At 69.1% G+C, this 14,501-nt stretch carries 13 protein-coding genes; 2 read left to right on the forward strand and 11 right to left on the reverse strand.

Annotated features, from left to right (window positions below; genetic code table 11):
- Nucleotides 1–8 precede the first annotated feature (8 nt).
- Entirely contained in the window at nucleotides 9–662 is a 654-nt protein-coding gene (locus tag MARKY_RS09250; protein ID WP_013704619.1) for a response regulator transcription factor, read from the forward strand.
- Between the two features lie 29 nt (nucleotides 663–691).
- Here the strand turns inward: MARKY_RS09250 and MARKY_RS09255 are convergent, their stop codons facing one another.
- From MARKY_RS09255 to MARKY_RS09290, 8 genes are read right to left on the reverse strand one after another with little or no spacing between them, the layout of a single operon-like run.
- Nucleotides 692–997, reverse strand: a complete 306-nt coding sequence (locus MARKY_RS09255; RefSeq protein ID WP_013704620.1) for a carboxymuconolactone decarboxylase family protein — start codon at nucleotides 995–997, stop codon at nucleotides 692–694.
- Nucleotides 998–1,022: 25 nt separating this feature from the next.
- The gene (locus MARKY_RS09260) at nucleotides 1,023–2,333 is read right to left on the reverse strand and encodes an MFS transporter (RefSeq protein WP_013704621.1); all 1,311 of its coding nucleotides are present in this window, start codon (nucleotides 2,331–2,333) and stop codon (nucleotides 1,023–1,025) included.
- 12 nt (nucleotides 2,334–2,345) lie between these two features.
- Nucleotides 2,346–3,032, reverse strand: a complete 687-nt coding sequence (gene narI / locus MARKY_RS09265; RefSeq protein WP_013704622.1) for a respiratory nitrate reductase subunit gamma — start codon at nucleotides 3,030–3,032, stop codon at nucleotides 2,346–2,348.
- A complete protein-coding gene (locus tag MARKY_RS09270) occupies nucleotides 3,029–3,547 on the reverse strand; it encodes a nitrate reductase molybdenum cofactor assembly chaperone (RefSeq protein ID WP_013704623.1) in 519 nt (172 codons plus the stop codon). The genes narI and MARKY_RS09270 overlap by 4 nt, the downstream gene beginning before the upstream one ends.
- Entirely contained in the window at nucleotides 3,547–5,058 is a 1,512-nt protein-coding gene (gene narH / locus MARKY_RS09275) for a nitrate reductase subunit beta (RefSeq protein WP_013704624.1), read from the reverse strand. Before narH ends, MARKY_RS09270 begins: the two co-directional genes overlap by 1 nt.
- A gap of 13 nt (nucleotides 5,059–5,071) precedes the next feature.
- Entirely contained in the window at nucleotides 5,072–8,731 is a 3,660-nt protein-coding gene (locus tag MARKY_RS09280) for a nitrate reductase subunit alpha (RefSeq protein ID WP_013704625.1), read from the reverse strand.
- On the reverse strand, nucleotides 8,728–9,525 hold the full coding sequence (locus tag MARKY_RS09285; protein ID WP_013704626.1) for a c-type cytochrome: 798 nt from the start codon (nucleotides 9,523–9,525) through the stop codon (nucleotides 8,728–8,730). The genes MARKY_RS09280 and MARKY_RS09285 overlap by 4 nt, the downstream gene beginning before the upstream one ends.
- The gene (locus MARKY_RS09290) at nucleotides 9,522–9,710 is read right to left on the reverse strand and encodes a hypothetical protein (protein WP_013704627.1); all 189 of its coding nucleotides are present in this window, start codon (nucleotides 9,708–9,710) and stop codon (nucleotides 9,522–9,524) included. Before MARKY_RS09290 ends, MARKY_RS09285 begins: the two co-directional genes overlap by 4 nt.
- 89 nt (nucleotides 9,711–9,799) lie before the next feature.
- Here MARKY_RS09290 and MARKY_RS09295 point away from each other — a divergent pair, with 89 nt between their 5' ends.
- Complete coding sequence (locus MARKY_RS09295; protein ID WP_013704628.1) at nucleotides 9,800–11,770, forward strand: AfsR/SARP family transcriptional regulator; 1,971 nt, start codon at nucleotides 9,800–9,802, stop codon at nucleotides 11,768–11,770.
- Nucleotides 11,771–11,811: 41 nt separating this feature from the next.
- Here the strand turns inward: MARKY_RS09295 and rfbB are convergent, their stop codons facing one another.
- From rfbB to MARKY_RS09310, 3 genes are read right to left on the reverse strand one after another with little or no spacing between them, the layout of a single operon-like run.
- Nucleotides 11,812–12,822, reverse strand: a complete 1,011-nt coding sequence (gene rfbB, locus MARKY_RS09300) for a dTDP-glucose 4,6-dehydratase (RefSeq protein ID WP_013704629.1) — start codon at nucleotides 12,820–12,822, stop codon at nucleotides 11,812–11,814.
- The gene (locus MARKY_RS09305; protein WP_013704630.1) at nucleotides 12,819–13,367 is read right to left on the reverse strand and encodes a dTDP-4-dehydrorhamnose 3,5-epimerase family protein; all 549 of its coding nucleotides are present in this window, start codon (nucleotides 13,365–13,367) and stop codon (nucleotides 12,819–12,821) included. Before MARKY_RS09305 ends, rfbB begins: the two co-directional genes overlap by 4 nt.
- Nucleotides 13,368–13,378: 11 nt before the next feature.
- Nucleotides 13,379–14,449 (reverse strand): glucose-1-phosphate thymidylyltransferase, encoded by a 1,071-nt coding sequence (locus MARKY_RS09310; protein WP_041658421.1) that lies wholly within the window; start codon nucleotides 14,447–14,449, stop codon nucleotides 13,379–13,381.
- Between the last annotated feature and the right edge of the window lie 52 nt (nucleotides 14,450–14,501).

The raw sequence follows: 14,501 nt of genomic DNA on the forward strand, positions 1-14,501 counted from the left end.
AGGGACGTATGACCCGCATCGTGGTGGCCGATAGCTGCACCTTGTTGTGCCAGGGGCTTTCGAGGCTGCTCGAGACCGAGGCGGACCTGCGCGTGACCGGGGCGTACACGCGCGGTCGGGAGGCGCTGCGCGCCGTGCTCGAGACGCGGCCGGACGTGTTCCTGGTGGATACGCGCTTGGAGGACGTGGACGCGTTCGTGGTGGTGGGGGAGGTGCGCCGGGCGCGTCCTGAGGTGCGGGTGGTGGTGTTCTCCGCGCAACCGGAGGCCCGGGAGGTGCGTCAGGCCTACGAGGCGGGCGCGGCGGCGTTCGTGGAGAAACGCGCGGACCTCGGCGCGCTCCTCCAGGTGATCCGGCGGGTGCGGCGCGGGGAGCGGCTGTTGGACGCGGCGCGCGCCGCGGCGATCGTGCAGGAGCTCGAGGCCGGCCAGCGGGCGGTCTGGGCGCGGCGCGCGGCGCGGCTTGCGGCGCGGGAGTTGGAGATCCTGCAGCTTTTGGCGCAGGGGTGCTCTAACCAGGAGATCGCGGACGCGCTGGGGCTTTCGGAGAAGACGGTGCGCAACCGGCTTTCGGAGGTCTTCGCGAAACTCGGGGCCCAGAACCGCACGCAGGCCGCGTTGTTCGCGGTGCGGGCGGGGATCGCGCCGGGCGTGCCGGCGTAATACCGGGCCGCGGGGGCGGCCCAGTGCGTTTACGGGAGTTCGTCCTCCACCCAGCTCAACGCGCGGACCGCCGCGGGGAGGCCCAGCGTGGTCACGGCGAGGAGGGCCGCGTGGCGGAGCTCGTCCGGGGTGAGGCCGGCCTCGAGGGCCTTGCGGGTGTGGCTGTGCACCGCGCCTTCGAGGCCCGCGCCGATCGCGAGGGCGAGTTTGACGAGGCGGCGCTCGCGTTCGGGGAGGGGGCCGGCCTGGTGGGCGGCGTCCCCGAGGGCGTCGTACGCCGCGGCGAGGTCGGGGTAGCGCGCGCGCAGGTTCTGGTACGCTTCCGGGAAGGACATACGGCCTCCTTTCCAGGTGGGGGTGCTAGCGGGTGGGGGCGGGGTGCGTCTGGGCGGTGCGCTTTAGGAGATAGACCAGAGCCAGCGAGATCAGAGAGAGGACGACGAAGACCAGGAAGCCCTGGGCGTACCCCGCCGTTCCGGAGAGACCCACGAAGTAGGCCATCACCGGGGGGATGGCGAACCCCCCGAACGCGCCTAGCCCGCCGACCCATCCCGAGGCGCCGCCCACCGCTTGTGGGACTTCTTTCGGGACCAGTTTAAAGACCGCCGCATTGTTAATGCCCATCCCGATGGCCATGAGGACCTCTCCCAAAACGGCGGGTGCGGGGCTTTGTGCTCCCATCATAAACCCACTCCCCACGAGGAGGGTAGCCAGGGAGAGCGCCGCCGTGTTCTCCCCGCCGATCCGGTCCGCCAGGCTCCCCCCGAACACGCGGATCGCCGAAGCTAGGATGGAGTACAGGGCCGTGAGTCCACCCGCGGTGACGAGGGGCATCTCCATGTAGTTTTGCCAGTAGGTGGGAAGCCAAGCCGTGAGGGCGAGGAATCCCCCGAAGGTGGTGAAGTACAAGGCCACCAGCACCCAGGTCTTCCAGACCCGCGCGGCGATCACGAGCGTCTCCCGGATGCTCCCGGCGGGGAACAGCTCCTGTCCGAGCGCGCGCGCCTGCGCCTGGGCCTCGGCGGGGGTTACGCCGCGGTCCCGAAGCTGGAAGTACGGGGCGTTTTGCGCCCACAGGTAGTACAGCAGGGTCCCCACCACCAGGAAAGCCAGCCACGCCAGGTAGGCGACCGCAAGGCCCCACGCGCTGAGCGCGACCGGGAGCAGGAAGGAGAAGAGGCCGGGCGCCAGGTTGCCCACGCCGGCGTACGTCCCGAGCGCGAACCCCTGGCGGGATTGCGGGAACCAGTAGGCCACTTGGCTGATCCCCACCGAGAAGGTGGCGATGCCCGCTCCGGAAAGCACCCCCAGGAGGAGCAGGAGGGGGTACATGCCGCGGCTGAGGTGCTCGGGGTAGTAGGCGTTCACGAGGTACGCCAACCCGGCCATCCCTACGACCGAAAGCCCGAGGAGGACCAGGAAGGGCTTGCGCCCCCCGGTGGTGTCCACCCACGCGGAGAAGGGAATGCGCAGGAGAGAGCCGGAGAGTGAAGGGATCGCCACCAAGAGCCCCACCTGCGCCGGAGAGAGGTTCATCAGGTCGCTGAACTGCTTGGCCGTAGGACCGAAGAGCGCCACCGCAGCGAACCCCACGAAGAACCCGAGGGTCGCGGACCAAAGGCCAAGGGTAGGCGTTCCACGCACCGACGGCTTGACTCCCACAGGATTCATCACGTGACCTCCTTACACTTGAGGAAACCGAGTGCGGCGCACCCAGATCACCACCTGCCAGGGCCGGATGAGGTACCCGAGGGGCACGGTGATGATGTGCACCAGCCGGGAGAACGGGAAGACCGCGAGCAGCACGAAGAAGTTAAAGGCGTGCAGCTGCACCACCCACGGCAGGTCCTGAACGAGTTCCGGCCGGGGCGTGAGCGTGAGGATAGACCACAGGTACGGGGTGAAGACCTCAGGTCCCCAGTACGAGCCGAAGCGGTAAACCGTCGCGACGGCCACCCCGCTCAACAGCTGCACGAGGAGGAGCACCAACACCACCAGGTCCATCGGCGTGGTCACCGCCCGCACTCGGGGGTGCGTCACCCGCCGGTACAGGAGGACCAGCACGCCCAGCGTGGCCCACAAGGCGAGGGCCAGGCCGGTCGCCTCGAGCAGGTACAACCGCGCGGGCACCGCGTTCCACCACAGGATGCTCCTCGGTACGAGCAGCGCGAGCAGGTGGCCCAGGAGGATCAGGACCACCCCCCAGTGGAAGGGGATCGAGCCCCAGTACAGTTGCTTGCGCTCCAGAAGCTGCGAGGAAAGCGCGGAGATCGAAAAGGGCCGGTACACGGCGCGGTACACCGTGACCGTGACCGCGAGGACCAGGGCCACGTACGGGAAGACCAGGAAGAGCAGGGTGTTCCAGTTCATCGCTCACCTCCTTGCTTAACCGCCTCCAGCGAGGCCACCGCGTGCCGCACGGCCTCCAGGAGGGGCCGGTACGGGTTGGTTGGGTCCAGCGTGGCGAGGGTGCGCTCCATCTGCTGCACGGCGCGCGGCAGGACCTCCACCAGATCCGGCAGGGGGTGCTGCGCCACGGCCAGGTAGCGCAGCACGGGCACCAGGTGGTCGGGCAGCTCTCCTTCAAGCTCCACGCCTGCCGCTTCCATGGCGCGCTTCAAGGCCGCCATGAACGCGCCGCGCTGGTAACTCTCACCGTAGATCACGTACCCTACGTACGGCACGACGATCGGGGTGAGGTCGAGCGTGCGGGTGAAGCACTCCTCCCACCCTGCGAGCGAGAGGGTCTCGATGCGGGCCAGGAAGCGCTCGAGGCCCCGCCGCACCGGGCCTTTGGGGAGCCGGACGGCCGCGCGCGTGAGGGCCTCGAGCCGGCCCGGTGCGGGGTAGGTCAGGGCGTCCGCCAGGACCTCGAGGGCGTGCATCACTCACCTCGCTTAGGGGGCTGGAGGAAGCCGAGGCCGGTCGTGCCCTTGTGCTCGAGGGGGTCGTTCCAGGCCTCGATGGCCTGCTCGCGGTGGTAGGGGGGCAGGACGAACCGCTCCTCGAGGGTGGGTTGGGTGGTGAGGCGGTAGATGGCCTCGACCGCCTCCGGGGAGAGGCCCGCCTCCCGAACGAGCTCGAGGGTTGCGGCGTCCACCGCGCCGTCCACGCTCTCACGGCGCTTGTAGATGCGCACGGCGAGCATCTTGCGCAGGATGCGGCGGATGCGCTCCGCGTCCCCCGCGGCGAAGAGGTTCGCGAGGTACTCGAGGGGCATGCGGGCCGTGTCGAGGCGGTGGAAGAGCTCGAAGTCCACGCGCTCGGGGGGCAGGTCGAGCTTGACGAGGCCTTGCTCCACCACGCTCACCACCGGGGAGAGCGGGGGGATGTAGAACATCATGGCCATCGTGCGGTACTCGGGGTGCAGGGGCAACGCGAGCCCCCAGGTCTTGAGGAAGTGGTACACGGGGGAGCGCTGCGCGGCCTCGATCCAAGCGTCGTCGATCCCGTTCGCGCGGGCCGCGGCGATCACCTCGGGGTCGAAGGGGTCCAGGATGGCCTCGAGCTGCGCGTCCACGAGCTCGTCGTCCGGGACGGTCGCGGCCTCGGGGATGCGGTCCGCGTCGTAGAGGAGCACCCCCATGTACCGGATGCGGCCCACGCAGGAGTGCGCGCACGCGGGGGCCTGGCCGGTCTCGAGGCGGGGGAAGCAGAGGATGCATTTCTCGCTCTTCCCGGTGGCCCAGTTGTAGTAGACCTTCTTGTAGGGGCAGGCGGCGACGCACATGCGCCAGGCCTTGCACTTGTTCTCGTTGACCAAAACCACCCCATCCTCGGCGCGCTTGTAGATCGCGCCGGAGGGGCAGGCCGCGACGCACGCGGGGTTCAAGCAGTGGTTGCAGATGCGGGGCAGGTAGTTCATCACCACCCGCTCGATCTCGTGGAGCTGGGCCTGCACCTCCGCGGGAAGGCCCTTGAGGTTGGGGTCGTTCTTGGCGTAGAGGTTGGAGCCGGAGAGGTCGTCGTCCCAGTTAGGGCCGGCCTCGATCTGGATGGGCTCCCCGGTGATCATCGAGACGGGCCGGGCGGTGGGCTGGTCGTCGGATTCCGGCGCGTTGAAGAGGTCCTCGTAACGGAAGGTGAAGGGCTCGTAGTAGTCCTCGAGGCTGGGCAGGGCGGGGTTGTAGAAGAGGTTCGCGAGGCCTTGGGGGCGCGTGTGCAAGCGCAGCTCGATCGCGCCCGGCTGCGTGCGCTTCCAGCCGCCCCGGTAGTGCTCCTGGTCCTCCCACCCGGTGGGGTAGCCCATACCCGGGCGGGTCTCGACGTTGTTCCACCACATGTACTCCGCGCCTTTGCGGTCGGTCCACAGGTTCTTGCAGGCGATGCTGCAGGTGTGGCACCCGATGCACTTGTCCAGGTGGAACAGCATGCTCATGTGGGCGCGTACGTCCATGCCGCTCTCCTCCTTAGAACTCCGGCGGATCAATCCGCCGCACGTACACGAAGGTGTCGCGGTTCACGCCGGTGGGGCCCCAGTAGTTGAAGAAGTAGGTGAACTGCGCGTACCCGCCGCTCATCAAGAGGGGCTTGAGGCGCGCGCGGGTGATGGAGTTGTTCATGCCGGCGCGGCGCTGGCGCAGGGGGGATTTGGGGATGCCGACGGTGCGTTCGGTCGCGTGGTACACGAAGACCGTGCCGCGCGGGATGCGGGCGGAGGTGATGCAGCGCTGTACGAACACCCCGTTGTCGTTAAAGAGCTCCACCCAGTCGTTGTCCTTGATGCCCATCTCCGCGGCGTCCTTGTCGTTCAGCCAGACGGGGTACCCGCCGCGGGAGAGGGTCATCATGCGGTGGTTCTCGGAGTAGGTGGAGTGGATGGACCACTTGCCGTGCGGGGTGATGTAGTTGAGGAGCCGGCCCTGGGCCTCGGCGGCGCTGCGTTCGGTCTCCATGAGCATCGTGTGGTCCGGGCGGGGCTTGTAGGTGGGCAGGTGCTCGCCCCAGGCGAGGTAGATGGGGTGGTCCAGGTAGAAGTGCTGCCGCCCGGTGAGGGTCCGCCACGGCACCAGCCGCTCCCGGTTCAGGGTGAAGGGACTGTAAGCCCGGCCTTTGTTGATGATCCCGGACCAGGTGGGGGTGGTGAGGACGCGCCGCGGCTGGGAGGCCAGGTCCCGGAAATGCACGCGCACGTCCCGCTGGCCCTCCGCGAGGTCGGTGAGCTTCAGGCCGGTCTTCTTCTCCTCTACCTCAAACGCGCGGTAGGCGAGCTCGCCGTTCGAGGCGGGGTCGAGCCACAGAATGGCCTCCGCCACCTCCCGCGCGGTCTCCAGGGAGGGGTAGGTGGCCTCGGCCTCGAGGAAGAACTGCTCCGCGGCCTCAGGCTCCGCCGCCGGCCGCGCAACCCCCTTGAAGCGCCGCGGCTGGCGCTCGAGGAGCTCGCGGTACTGGTCCGCCGCGGGGATGGTAAGGCCGTGGGCGCTCACCCCGTTCTCCTCCACGCCGCGCCCCAGGGAGACCATGCGTTCGTAGAGGTTCACGTAGTCGCGCTCCACCACGCGGAACTTGGGCATGGTCTTGCCAGGGATGGCCTCGACCTCCCCCGTCCACCAGTCCTTAACCTCGGGCTGGGCGAGCTCGTCCGGGGTGTCGTGCTGCAGCGGCAGCATCACCACGTCCTTCACGGGATCGGGCAGGTGCACCCGCGCGAGCTCGCTGACCTTCTTGGCGAGGGCCTTGTAGATCTCCCAGTCGGGCTTGGACTCCCACGCGGGCGGAACCGCGGCCTGCATGGGGTTGATGAAGGTGTGCAGGTCGGTGGTGTTCAGGTCGTCCTTCTCGTACCAGGTCGCGGCGGGCAGGACGATGTCCGAGTACAGGGCCGAGGTGTCCATGCGGAAGTTCAGGTCGACGACGAGGTCCATCTTGCCCACGGGAGCGGGCGTGCGGTAGGTCACCTCGTGCACCGCGCCTTCGGCCTGCTCCTCGGCGATCGCGTTGGAGTGCGTGCCCAGGTAGTGCTTCAGGAAGTACTCGTGCCCCTTGGCGCTCGTGCCGATCGCGTTCCCCCGCCAGATGAACCACACGCGCGGCCAGTTCTCCGGCGCGTCCGGGTCCTCCACCGCGAAGCGCAGCTCGCCGCGCTTTAAGGCCTCCACCACGTACTCTACGATCTCCGCGTCACTCTTCGCGCCGGAGCGTTCGGCCTCCCGCACCACCTCGAGGGGGTTCTTGTTGAACTGCGGGAAGAAGGGAAGCCAGCCCCGCTTGACCGCGCGCGCCTGGTGGTCGATCGTGTGGGCCTCGAGCCCCTCGGCCTCGGGCAGCCGGTCGTAATCCCGGTAGCCGCGCTCGTACCGCCACTGGTCGGAGTGCACGTAGTGGAAACTCGGGGTGTTCTGCTGCCGGGGGGCCATCCTCCAGTCGAGCGCGAAGGCGATCGCGCTCCAGGAAGCCTGGTTCACGAGTTTTTCCTGCCCCACGTAGTGCGCGAGCCCCCCGCCGTTGGTGCCGACTGAGCCGGTGAGCATGAGGGCCACGATGCCCGCGCGGTACAGGAGGTTGTTGTGGTACCAGTGGTTCGCGCCCGCCCCGATGATGATGAGGTTCTTGCCTTGGGTTTTCTCCGCGTTCGTGGCCCACTCGCGCGCGAAGCGGATCACGGTGTCGCGGTGGATCCCGGTGAACCGCTCCTGCCACGCGGGGGTGAAGGGGGCCTGGGCGTCCTCGTACCCGTTCGCGTACGCACCCGGCAGACCGCGGTTCACGCCGAACTGGGCCATGACGAGGTCGAAGACCGTGGTGACCGCGACGCGACCCTCTGTGGTCTCCACGTACCGCACCGGCACCCCGCGGCGCAGCGTCTCGCCGGTGGTGAAGTCGTCGAACTCCACAGGCACCACCGCGTCGTGCGCTTCCTGGAAGGTGAGGAGGGGGTCGATCGGCGCCCCATCACGGCCGTCCTTCAGCTCGAGGTTCCAGCGTCCCTTGGCCTTCTGAGCCCAGCGGTACCCGATCGTGCCCTGCGGCATGCGGGGCCGGTCGGCCTGCCGGTCCCACATGAGGAGCTTCCACTCCCCGTGCTCTTCGTCCCGGTACTCGGCGAGGCGGTTCGCGCGAAGGTAGCGGGTGGGGCGGCCGTCCTCGATCTGTACCAGGAAGGGCATGTCGGTGAAGCGCTTGAGGTAGTCCGTGAAGTAGGGCACCTCGCGCTCCACGTAGAACTCCTTGAGGATCACGTGGTTCACCGCGAGCCAGAAGGCCGTGTCCTGGCCGGGGTGGGTGGGGATCCACCAGTCCGCGTACTTCGCGACCTGGGAGAAGTCCGGGCTGAACACCGTGAGCTTCGCGCCCGCGTGCCGCACCTCGGAGATGAAGTGCGTGTCCGGGGTGCGCGTCATGTTGAGGTTCGAGCCCATCACCGCGATGAAGCGCGCGTTGTACCAGTCCGCGGACTCGTGCACGTCGGTCTGCTCCCCCCAGATCTCGGGGCTCGCGGGGGGCAGGTCGCAGTACCAGTCGTAAAAGCTCATCGCGACTCCGCCCAACAGCGTGAGGAACCGGCTGCCGGCCGCGTAGCTCACCTGGGACATCGCGGGGATCGGGGAGAACCCCACCACGCGGTCCGGCCCGTACTCCTTGACGGTGTGGATCACGGAGGCCGCGATCAGCTCGAGGACCTCGTCCCAGGAGGCGCGCCGGAACCCGCCCTTGCCCCGGGCCTCCTGGTAGCGCCGGCGCTTTTGGGGGTCCGTGACGATGGCTCGCCAGGCCTCCACGGGGTCCTTGTAGGTCTTGCGGGTCGCGCGCCACAGGTCGATCAGCGCCCCGCGGGCGTAAGGGTACTTCACCCGGATGGGGCTGTAGAGGTACCAGCTGTAACTGATCCCGCGCTGGCACCCCCGGGGCTCGTAGGGGGGCAGGCCCTCCTCGAGCAGGGGGTAGTCCGTGGCCTGCAGCTCCCAGGTCACGATCCCGTCCTTGACGAACACCTCCCAGCTGCAGCTGCCGGTGCAGTTCACGCCGTGGGTGGTGCGCACGCGACGGTCGTGCTGGAAACGGTTGCGGTAGAACTCCTCCCACTTGCGTTCCGCGGGAGACTCGATCTCCTTGACCCACCAGTCCTTCATGCTCTCCTCCTCAGGCGTTCCGCCAGGCTTTCCCGCTGGCGCGGCCAGAAGGCGTACATCGCCGCGAGCAACAGCCCCATCCCGAGCAGCCCGAGCTGCCACAGGCGCGCAAGGCCGGCCTGCGGCGCGGGCTCCGCCCCGTCCACCGCCTTGAAGAAGGCGATGAGGTCCGCAACCTCCGCGTCCGTGAGGGGCTTGTCGCGGTACGTCTCGCGCATCACGCGAAACGCGGGGGTCTTCAAGGCGCTGGAGAGGCCGGCCTCACCGAAGCGGCGGTACAGTGCCGAGAGGTCCGGGCCGAGCGCCCCGCCCCCCAGGGCGCCCACCTGCCCCGCGGTGTGGCACGCGACGCAGGCCGCGCCCCCGTTCGTGAAGCGCGCGCTTCCCAAAAACAGCGCCCGGCCGCGCGCCGCGTCCCCTTCGGGCAAGGTGGAGGCCGGGGAAGGCGCTTCGGGAGCGGAAGCCGTGCCGAACCTCACCTGGAGGTAATCCAGCAGCGCCTCGAGCTCCGCCCCCCCGAGGTTCGCAAAGGGCGGCATCGCACCGGTATAGGTCTGGCCGTTCACCTCGATCGGTCCTGAGAGGCCCTCCTGAATCACCCGGGCGAGATACGCGCGGTCCGCGAGGCGAGGATTGTCCTTTAAGGGCGGGAACACCCCGGGCACCCCTTCTCCCGTCGCCTGGTGGCAGGCCGCGCACTGCTGGGCGTACACGGCCTCCCCGTCCGCACCGGCCGCGGCCACACTCCACGCGCCGAACGCGAGCACAGCCCCTACCGTCCACAACCACCTCATTGCACCCTCCCTTCGGTCTCGAGCCAGCGAAGCAACGCTTCCAAACTCTCCACGAACACCTCCTTGCCGTCCGCGATTCGTTTGACGCGCCCCTGCCAGCGTCCCTCCGTGTCCCGCCACAGCAGGGCCAGCACGACGGGACGGTTCTTGGGCGGCAGTTGGCGCGAGGTGCGGACGCGTTTCACCCTGGGTTTAGGGTGCGCCTGGAGGCTTACAGCGGGGTTACACGGGGGGGACGTATGTCCCACTCGTAACGGGCGTAGAGTGAAGGGGAATGGGCAGCATGGCGTGGCGGTTGGATTGGGAGGGGCGCATCCTCCAGATCACCCCGGAAGGCGCAGAGCGCTTGGGCTTCCGCGTCGAGGAGGCCCTCGGGCGGCGCTGCGCCGAGGTCACCCAGGGCACGGACGCGTTCGGCCGGCCCCTTTGCGCGCGCTGCCCGGTCCTGCGGGAGCTGGGCCAAGGCGCGTACGAGGCCTCCACCACGGTGACCGTGCGCGGCCGGCGGTTCCGCTGCCGTGCCGTCGCGCACGAAGCGATCGAGGTGGAGTTCTCCCCCTCCCGCCACCCGGACCCTTCCGAGGTCCTCTCCTCCCTGGCCTGGGCGGTGCGCTACCTGACCGCGACCCCCGAGCGGTTCTTCCAAACCCTCGGAGTGTTCCTGGGGGTGGTGCGCCGCGCGGCCCGGATGGAGGCCGTGGAGCTCTTCCTCGCGGACCCCAAGCAACGCTACCTGGGGTTGACCGCACACGAAGGCGCGCACCCCAGCGCGTTCTTCGAGCAGCCGTGGTTCACCTTCGGGAACGGGTACCCGGGGATCGTCGCCCTCGAACGTACCCCGATCGTCACCCACGAGCTCGGACGCGACCCCCGGTACCTGCGCCGAAAGGTGAAGGCCCTGGGGTACGCCACGTACATCTCGTACCCGCTCGAGCTCCCGCACGGCCTGATCGGTGTGCTGAACCTCGCCAGCCGGGACGCGGCGCGGGACGAACGGGAGGCCCTGGAGCTTCTCGAACGCATCGCGCCGCTCCTCGCGAGCGGGCTCTATACCGTCCTGACGCGCCTGGGCGAAGCGCAGCTCCTCTCGGCCCTTCAGGCCCTCCGGCGCGGTCAGGAAGGCGCGGGCTTGCAGGCCCTTCTGGAACAGACCGCGCGGTTCGCTCAGGCCCGGTTCGTGATCCTCCGCACGCGCGCCGGCCAGCAGTTCGCGAGCCGGGAGGTCCGGCAAGCCGCGTGCCCCCACCTCGAGACCTGCCCGGTCTGGGAGGGCCGGCTCCTCACCGTGCGCGGCGTGGGCGCCGCCTGCCCCCACGTGCGCTCGGGGGCGCTGCGGTACTGCATCCCCGTCTGGTCCGGGGAGGAGGTCGTGGCCGTGGAGTCCGTGTACTTCGCCCGGTCTCCCGCCCCACCCACGGCCCCCCTGGTGCCCCTCATGTGGCTCGAGCGGCTGGCCCTGGAGGCGCTCACCACGCCTAAGCCCGCTGTAGCCGCGGCCCCCGAGGCGCCGTGGCTCGAGATCGAGACCCTGGGGCGGTTCGTGGTGCGCCGGGCGGGGCGGGTCCTCTCCCCGCGGGATTTCGGCCGCCGCAAGGCCTGGCAGTTGTTGAAGATCCTCGTAGCGCACTGGAAACGCCCCCTGCACCGGGAGGAGCTCGCGGAGCGGTTGTGGCCGGAGGCCCCGCCGGAGCAGGCGGTTCGTCACCTGCACGTCCTGGTGCACGCCCTGCGCAAGGGGCTCGAGCCCGACCCCAGGTCCCCCCGCGTCATCAAGAGCGAGGGGGAGACGTACCGCTTCGACCCGGAAGTCCCGTACTTTTTGGACGTGGAGCGGTTCGAAACGCTCGTGCGCGAGGGGGACCGGAAGGAGGGCCCCGCGGCGCTCGAGGCGTACCGGCAGGCACTGGAGCTGTACCGGGGGGAGTTCATGGCGGAGGAGGTGTACAGCGACTGGTGCGACCTGGACCGCAGCTACTACCGCGAGCAGGCCCAGCGGGCGCTCGCGGGCACGGCGGAGATCCTCGAGCGGTTGGGCCGGGCGCGGGAAGCGATCGCCGCGTACCGGCGCATGCTGACCCTCGATCCGTGGCGGGAGGAGGCGTACCGGGGGTTGTTGCGGATTCTGGTGCGGGAGGGGGAGCGCGCCGAGGCCCGCGCGGTCTTCGAGGCGTACCGCCGCCACATGCGGCAGGAGGGCCTGCCCGTGGACGAGGCCCTCGCCCAACTCGTGGAGGTCGGGGCCTGACCCAGCTCAGTTTCCCATTGGCGCAAGCCACGGCGGGGCTTTTAGCGCGCCCTGTACCACTTGGTCTCGAGGTCCCGGAACTCGATCCGTTCCTTCGCCCGGCGCCACCAGCCCGCGTGCTCCACGTACCACCGCACCGTCTGGCGCAGCCCCGCCTCAAAGCTCCACCGCCGCTCCCACCCCAGCGCCTCCGCCTTCGACGGGTCCACGCTGTACCGGTAGTCGTGCCCCGGCCGGTCCGCCACAAACCGGATCAGCTCCCGCGGTTTGCCGAGAAGCCCTAGCACCCGCTCGGCTACCTCCACCCCCCGCACCGCAAGCCGCGCCCCCAGGTTGTACGCCTCCCCCGCCGTCCCCTTGTGCAGCACCAGGTCGATCCCCGCGCAGTGGTCCTCCACGTGCAGGTAGTCCCGCACCGCGCTCCCGTCCCCGTACACCGGCAGCGGCTTGCCCTCCAGCGCGTTCGTGATGAACAGCGGGATGATCTTCTCCGGGTACTGGTACGGCCCGTACGTGTTCGAACCCCGCGTCACCACCACCTCCAGCCCGTACGACACCCCGTACGCAAACACCAGGTGCTCCGCCCCCGCCTTCGAGGCCGCGTACGGGGAACGCGGCCGCAAAGGGTCGGTCTCCACAGAGTGGCGCTCCGTCCCCGACAAGTCCCCGTACACCTCGTCCGTCGAAACCTGCAAAAACCGCTTCACCCCGGCGCGCCGGGCCTCCTCCAAAAGCACCAGCGTCCCCTCCACGTTCGTCTTCACAAACGGCCGCGGATCGAGCAGGGACCGGTCCACGTGGCTCTCCGCCGCGAAGTTCACCACCGCGTCCGCCCCCGCCATCGCCCGCCGCGCGTCCTCCGGGTTCGCGATATCCCCCTGGATAAAGGTGATCCGGTCCATCACGCCTTCCAGGTTCTCCAGGTTCCCCGCGTACGTGAGCTTGTCCAGCACCACCACCTCCCACTCCGGGTGGTGCGCTAGCGCGTACCGCACGTAGTTCGACCCGATGAACCCCGCCCCGCCGGTGATCAGCACCCGCTTGAAGGTCATCCCCGGTCCTCCTCCCAAAGCTCAGCCCCAAAAAAGTCCCACGGCAGCCGCCCCTCGTTCGGGTCCTCGGGGTTAAACTGGTTGTTCATCGCGTACAACAGCACCGCCCCCTCCGGCCCCGCCCTATACCCGTGCGCCACCCCGCTCGGGATGTAGAGCAGCCCCGGCTCCTCGCCCGAAAGAACATAGCGACGCCGCACACCTCGCGTCGACGACCCTTCACGCACGTCCACCAGCCACACAAGAAGGGTCCCCTCCACCACGCACCACACCTCATCCTGGACCTCCTTGGGGTGCACGTGAAACGCGTTGATCCGCCCCGGCGCCGCCCACGAAACCGAAACCTGCCGCACCTCAAAGGGAGTATCGAACCCCTCCACCTTACCCCCCGTCAACCGCAGGTACTCCATAAACGCCCCCTCCAGCGCCCGGTGCTTCCGTAACGGCGTAAACCGCACCCCCGCAATCTCCGGCGGGGCGTCGTAACGCTGGAAGGAAAGGGCCGCGCGTGCCTCCGGCGTGAGGGGAATCTTGAGCGCTTTCATCCGGCTTCCTCCTATAACCGCACCCGGCTCCGGTCCCCGAGCACCAGCTGGAGCGTGTGCCGCCGGGGGCTGTTCTCCCCCCCCGTCACCGTCACCCCCTGCCCCAAAACCGACGCGTCCAGCCGGTACGGCAGGTCCACCACCTCCGCCCGATCGAGCAGGATCGAGTACTCCACCTCGCTGCGGATCACCCGGGCCGCCCGCCCCACCGAGGTGTACGGCCCCAGGTAACTCCCCTCGATCACCGCCCCCTCGGCCACGTGCGCCGGACCCCGGATCACCGAACGCACCACCCGCGCGCCTTCTTCCACCACCACCTCGCCCACAATCTCGGCCTCCACCACCTCACCCGCAATCCGCCGCTGGATCTGCGAAAGCGCCAGCCGGTTCGCGTCCAGCAGGTCCTCCGGCTTCCCCGTGTCCTTCCACCACCCCCGCACCTGGTGGGCCACGACCCTAAAGCCCCGGTCGATCAGCCCCTGGATCGCCTCCGTGATCTCGTACTCCCCCCGCCACGACGGCTTAAGGGTCTTTATCACCTCGTGAATCTCCGGGCCGAAGAGGTACACCCCCACCAGCGCCAGGTTCGAGGGGGGTTCTTTAGGCTTTTCCACCAGCCGCACCACCCGCCCCGCCGCGTCCAGCACCGCCACCCCGAACTGCCGCGGGTCCTCCACCTCGGTCAGGAGAATCACGTGCTCCGCCTCCCCCCGCCGGTACGCCTCCACCAGGTGCCGGATCCCCCCCGAGAGCAGGTTGTCCCCCAGGTACATCACGAACGGCGCCTCCCCGAGAAACCCCCGCGCGGTCCTCACCGCGTGCGCCAGGCCCAGGGGTTGATCCTGCACGATGAACGTGAACCGCGCCCCCCACCGCGACCCGTCCCCCAGCGCCGCCCGCACCTCCTCGCCCGTCTCCGGGCTGATCACCACCCCGATCTCCGTGATCCCCGCCTCAACCAAATCCTCCACCACATAAAACAGGTTCGGTTTGTTCGCAATCGGCACCAGCTGCTTCGCCCGCGTAAACGTCAGCGGCCGCAACCGCGTCCCCTTACCACCTGAAAGAATGAGTCCTTTCAACGCGTTCACCGCACCACCTCGTCCCTCGCGGAAGCCTCGTGCCCGCGCCTTC

This window comes from Marinithermus hydrothermalis DSM 14884 (genome assembly GCF_000195335.1).
GTDB classification, from domain to species: domain Bacteria; phylum Deinococcota; class Deinococci; order Deinococcales; family Marinithermaceae; genus Marinithermus; species Marinithermus hydrothermalis.

Coding starts and splice junctions, on each gene's coding strand:
- MARKY_RS09270 (WP_013704623.1), bottom strand. CDS start 3,547: ATGCACGCCCTCGAGGTCCTGGCGGACGCCCTGACCTACCCCGCACCG.
- narI (WP_013704622.1), bottom strand. CDS start 3,032: ATGAACTGGAACACCCTGCTCTTCCTGGTCTTCCCGTACGTGGCCCTG.
- narH (WP_013704624.1), bottom strand. CDS start 5,058: ATGGACGTACGCGCCCACATGAGCATGCTGTTCCACCTGGACAAGTGC.
- MARKY_RS09305 (WP_013704630.1), bottom strand. CDS start 13,367: ATGAAAGCGCTCAAGATTCCCCTCACGCCGGAGGCACGCGCGGCCCTT.
- MARKY_RS09250 (WP_013704619.1), top strand. CDS start 9: ATGACCCGCATCGTGGTGGCCGATAGCTGCACCTTGTTGTGCCAGGGG.
- MARKY_RS09255 (WP_013704620.1), bottom strand. CDS start 997: ATGTCCTTCCCGGAAGCGTACCAGAACCTGCGCGCGCGCTACCCCGAC.
- rfbB (WP_013704629.1), bottom strand. CDS start 12,822: ATGACCTTCAAGCGGGTGCTGATCACCGGCGGGGCGGGGTTCATCGGG.
- MARKY_RS09260 (WP_013704621.1), bottom strand. CDS start 2,333: ATGAATCCTGTGGGAGTCAAGCCGTCGGTGCGTGGAACGCCTACCCTT.
- MARKY_RS09285 (WP_013704626.1), bottom strand. CDS start 9,525: ATGAGGTGGTTGTGGACGGTAGGGGCTGTGCTCGCGTTCGGCGCGTGG.
- MARKY_RS09295 (WP_013704628.1), top strand. CDS start 9,800: ATGGGCAGCATGGCGTGGCGGTTGGATTGGGAGGGGCGCATCCTCCAG.
- MARKY_RS09280 (WP_013704625.1), bottom strand. CDS start 8,731: ATGAAGGACTGGTGGGTCAAGGAGATCGAGTCTCCCGCGGAACGCAAG.